This is a genomic window from Mycobacterium sp. (assembly GCF_035653355.1).
In the GTDB taxonomy this organism is placed as follows: domain Bacteria; phylum Actinomycetota; class Actinomycetes; order Mycobacteriales; family Mycobacteriaceae; genus Mycobacterium.
Genome location: NZ_DASRBZ010000604.1, coordinates 1 through 4235, shown reverse-complemented (window position 1 = coordinate 4235; position 4235 = coordinate 1). Strand labels below are relative to the sequence as shown.

The following is a 4235-nucleotide window of genomic DNA, read 5'->3' as shown; positions in this document are numbered from 1 at the left end:
TCGATGCTCATAGAGCTCGATCATGCCAACAAGACACGCGAAACAGAAGCCCGGTTCGACTGGCGCTTCGGTCCGCGCCAACCCGACCCATCGGCGAGCCGGCCAAACATGTTGTGCACCAAGGACTCTGGATGTCGACCGCGAATACAACTGAGCCACAACAACTTTGGCACGACACAGCCGACGATCCGGTGCCTCAGCTACGGGGGTGGAGGTGGCGTCGACGGCGGCATCGGTCCTGGACCGCCCGGTCGCATACCTGGACCCATGCCCGGGCCGCCGGGAGCCATGCCGGGCCCAGGCATCATTCCCGGACCGCCGGGTCCAGGCATCATTCCCGGACCGCCAGGGGCGCCGGGCGGGACGCCGGGTGCGCCAGGTCCGGGGACGACGACCCATCCCCCGGGACCGGGCGGCGGGCCGCCAGGGGCGAACATGCCGTGAGGATGGTGGCGATGGCAGTGGCGATGCCCCGCGACTGCGGCACCCGAGAAGAAGATGACCGCCACCACGAAAACGATTCCGGCGACGATCACTACCCACGCGGCGACTTGGTAAAGCCGGCTGGGTCGCGCCGCGCCTGGCGGCGCTGCCGGACGGTGTGGCGGACCGGAAGGCGGTGGCGGGGGCGCAGCGGCAGACGTCGGCGGCGTCGGCGGTTCAGGTGTTTCGGTCATGCCCTAAATCATGCCCAGCCGACAGACCGCCGTACACGGTTCTCGGCCAGGAAATTGCGTATGCCGGGATGAGACGTCGAACTGCACCCCGCCGCGCTAGCGGCAGCAGACGAAGGCGCAAATGAACAGTAGGACGGTCGCAATGATGAACACGACCCCAGCGACGATCCCGACCCACGCCGCGACCTGGAAAAGCCGCTCCGGCTTTTCGCGCGGTGCCGCGACCGGGGATGCCGCAGCGGGTGCCGACGGGACCGGGGCTTCAGGTGTTTCGCTCATGCCTCGCATCATGCCTCAGCCCGACAACAGCCGCAGCGGCGTTCGCGCCATGAAATTCCTGTGAGCCGTAGTTCAATCCACGTCGCTCGACGAATCAGCAACGGACAGTTCTTCACAGCAGATAGTCGAGGCCCGGCGCCCCACCGGGGCGCCGGGCTCTGGTCATGGTCGCTTGCCGTGGAAGTCGGCGACTTCCCAAGGCTTACAAGGGTTTGCAGCCAGTGCGGTTGCGCTACTTCGACGCTACGGGCGCGCCGGAGCAGTGGAGGGAGCAACCGACGCCGGCGGCTGGCCCGGTCCAGCACTCGGACCGGCTCCGCCCGCACCGCCGGGCCTGCCGGGCTGTACCGCCCCCGGTCCGCCGGGACCACCCGGTCCGCGCTGGTGGAACATGGCGGCGTGGTGTCCGTGGTGGTGCCGGTGATGACCATGGCTGGCGATCCGGAAGCCGGCGAAGAAGATGGTCGTGACGATGAACAGGATGCCCGCCACGATCACCACCCATGCCGCCAATCGGTAGAGCCAATACGGTTTGACAGGCTCAGTGGCTGGCGTGGTGGCGACAGCGGTCGGCCTGGTTGGGGATTCAGGTGTTTCAGTCATACCTCGAATAATGCGCGAGCAAGCAATAGCCGCACCTAGGTTCCAGCTATGAGATAGCTATGAGTGCAGGCGATTATTCGTCCGGCTTGAACGGGTTCACGGCGAACTGAATCACCCGGTAGGGGGCACGGGCTCGCGGATCTGCGTTGTTCCACTGGCTGACGAACACCCGAAGCTCGTCGAGCGTCGAGCCAGGAGAGATGTATCCCCCATAGGGTTGGGCGAGCCGATTGTCATACGGTGGCGGCAGGCTTTCCGCGGGGTCTGGCCACTCGTCGTGTTGCACCACCGTGGTCACCGGCGCGGTGCCCAACGACGTCGGATCCTCGGCCACCCGGACCTCCATGTTGCCGGTGCTGGCGTTGAAATAGGACAACACCGATTTGCCGTCGATTTGGCGGAAGCTCATCTCACCGATCTGGTCAGCCCACAACGGTGTGGGCGGCTTGTTCCAGCCGCCGTCGGCTCCGGCGGCCCATCCTTGCCAGCGCGACCGGTCAGTGAACGTCTCCGGGGTTGCCCGGTAGAGCACCACCGGCTGGCTGCGGTCGAAGCTGTCGGCCACGATGTAGACCCATCCGCTCGGTGAATCGGCTGTCGGGACCGGGTCGTAGTAGCCGCTGATCTGCGACTGCCGGCCGTCCTGGTAGCCGGCGTCGCGGACAGATCCCGGCACGGTGGTCCAGTTCCCTTGCGCCGGATCGGCTTTCACCAGCCGCGAGGTCTGCGGCACCAGGTTGGCGGCCGTCGTCACCATCAGGTAGTTCTGCCGGTTGATCTGCACCACTCCGGCCGGCAGCTGCGACGCGCCGGGCGGGGTTGGGTCGGCCAACAGCGGCTCCCAGACGCCCATGACGCCGAAGTAGTGCACGCCGGCCGGGTCGTCGACGGACGTCGTGTCGACGTGCAGCGCGACCGGCGCGAAACCCGGACCGAAGCCAACCCCCTGCCCAGGAAAGCTGTCGCCGCAGACCTGCAGCACGCCACTGGGAAACTCCATGAACACGCACAAATCGGTGGCGCCGATGCCATAGTCGCGGGTGGGGGTGCCGGTGCCGGCGGTCGGACCGATCCGCATCACCTCACCGGGGGCCAGCGGCTGCAGCACAGGTTCCGGCATCGGAGCCGGCGGGTCGGCATGAGCAGAGCAAACGCCTTGCGGCACAAGCATGCACGCGACAACTGCAGCCGAGCATCGAGTGAACCGGCGGGCGTGGGCCAAACTCACCCGGCGATCACAGGTCGGCGGCGAGCAACTCGGCAATCTGGATCGTGTTGAGCGCCGCGCCTTTACGTAAGTTGTCGCTGGAGACGAAGAGCGCCAAGCCGCGCCCGTCGGGCACCCCCGGGTCGCGTCGAATCCGGCCGACCAGGGACTCGTCGACACCGGCGGCGGCCAGCGGCGTCGGCACGTCGACCACCTTCACACTCGGCGCGCCGTCGAGCAGCTCACGGGCCCGCTCGGGTGAAAGTGGTTGCGCGAACTCGGCGTTGATTGACAGCGAGTGCCCCGTAAAAACCGGAACCCGCACGCAGGTGCCACTGACCAAAAGGTCTGGGATGCCGAGGATTTTGCGGCTTTCGTCGCGCAACTTCTGATCCTCGTTGGTCTCACCGGAGCCGTCGTCGACCAACGAGCCGGCCAGCGGCACCACGTTGAACGCGATCGGCGCGACATAGGTTTTCGGCGCTGGGAATTCGACTGCACTGCCGTCGTAGACCAGCTGTTCTGCATCGTCGACGACCGCGCGGGTCTGAGCGGCCAGCTCCGCCACCCCGGCCACACCGCTGCCCGACACCGCCTGATACGTCGAGGCCACCAGGCGCACCAGCTGAGCCTCGTCGTGCAGCACCTTGAGCACCGGCATCGCGGCCATCGTGGTGCAGTTCGGGTTGGCGATGATGCCTTTGGGCCGGTTGCGGGCGTCAGCGAAGTTCACCTCGGAGACCACCAGCGGCACGTCGGGATCTTTGCGCCACGCCGAGGAGTTGTCGATCACCGTCACCCCTGCTGCGGCGAACCGCGGCGCCTGTACCCGTGACATCGTCGCCCCGGCCGAGAACAGCGCGATGTCCAGACCGGCCGGGTCGGCGGTCTCGGCGTCCTCGACTTCAATCTCCTGACCGCGGAACGCGAGCTTGCGGCCCTGCGAGCGCGCGGAGGCGAAAAACCGCACCGATGTGGCCGGAAAGCTGCGTTCTTCCAGCAGTGTGCGCATCACCTGGCCCACCTGGCCGGTGGCGCCGACAACTCCTATTGAGCACCCGGTGGCAACCATTTAGCGTCCCGTTCCCGCGTAGACGGTGGCCGGTTCCGAACCGCCGAACCCGAACGCCTCGTGCAGCGCAAGCACCGCCTTGTCCACCTCGGTGTCGCGGATCAGCACCGAGATCCGGATCTCGGAGGTGGAGATCAGGTCGATGTTGACGCCGACGGCGGCCAGCGCCTCGCAGAACGTGGCGGTCACCCCGGGATGGCTGCGCATGCCGGCGCCGACCAGCGACACCTTGCCGATGTGGTCGTCGTAAAGCACTTGGATGAAACCGATTTCGTCTTTGAGCGAGTCGAGCTTGGCCACCGCGGTGGGCCCGCTGTCGCGGGAACACGTGAACGTGATGTCGGTCTTGCCGTTTTCGACCTTGGAGATGTTCTGCAGCACCATGTCGATGTTCACG

At 66.6% G+C, this 4235-nt stretch carries 6 protein-coding genes; all 6 read right to left on the bottom strand.

Features of this window, described 5'->3' with window-relative positions; genetic code table 11:
• Nucleotides 1-200: 200 nt before the first annotated feature.
• On the bottom strand, nucleotides 201-677 hold the full coding sequence (locus tag VFA16_RS21020; RefSeq protein ID WP_324969686.1) for a hypothetical protein: 477 nt from the start codon (nucleotides 675-677) through the stop codon (nucleotides 201-203).
• 96 nt (nucleotides 678-773) lie between these two features.
• Nucleotides 774-956: a hypothetical protein gene (locus tag VFA16_RS21015; protein WP_324969685.1), complete on the bottom strand. Its 183-nt coding sequence runs from the start codon at nucleotides 954-956 to the stop codon at nucleotides 774-776.
• Between the two features lie 243 nt (nucleotides 957-1199).
• A complete protein-coding gene (locus VFA16_RS21010) occupies nucleotides 1200-1559 on the bottom strand; it encodes a hypothetical protein (RefSeq protein WP_324969684.1) in 360 nt (119 codons plus the stop codon).
• Between the two features lie 73 nt (nucleotides 1560-1632).
• Nucleotides 1633-2730, bottom strand: coding sequence for a DUF4185 domain-containing protein (locus VFA16_RS21005; RefSeq protein ID WP_324969687.1), 1098 nt, complete (start codon nucleotides 2728-2730; stop codon nucleotides 1633-1635).
• Nucleotides 2731-2794: 64 nt separating this feature from the next.
• Nucleotides 2795-3838: an aspartate-semialdehyde dehydrogenase gene (locus tag VFA16_RS21000; protein WP_324969683.1), complete on the bottom strand. Its 1044-nt coding sequence runs from the start codon at nucleotides 3836-3838 to the stop codon at nucleotides 2795-2797.
• The coding region (locus VFA16_RS20995) for an ACT domain-containing protein (RefSeq protein WP_324969682.1) at nucleotides 3839-4235 on the bottom strand (397 nt) is incomplete at its 5' end.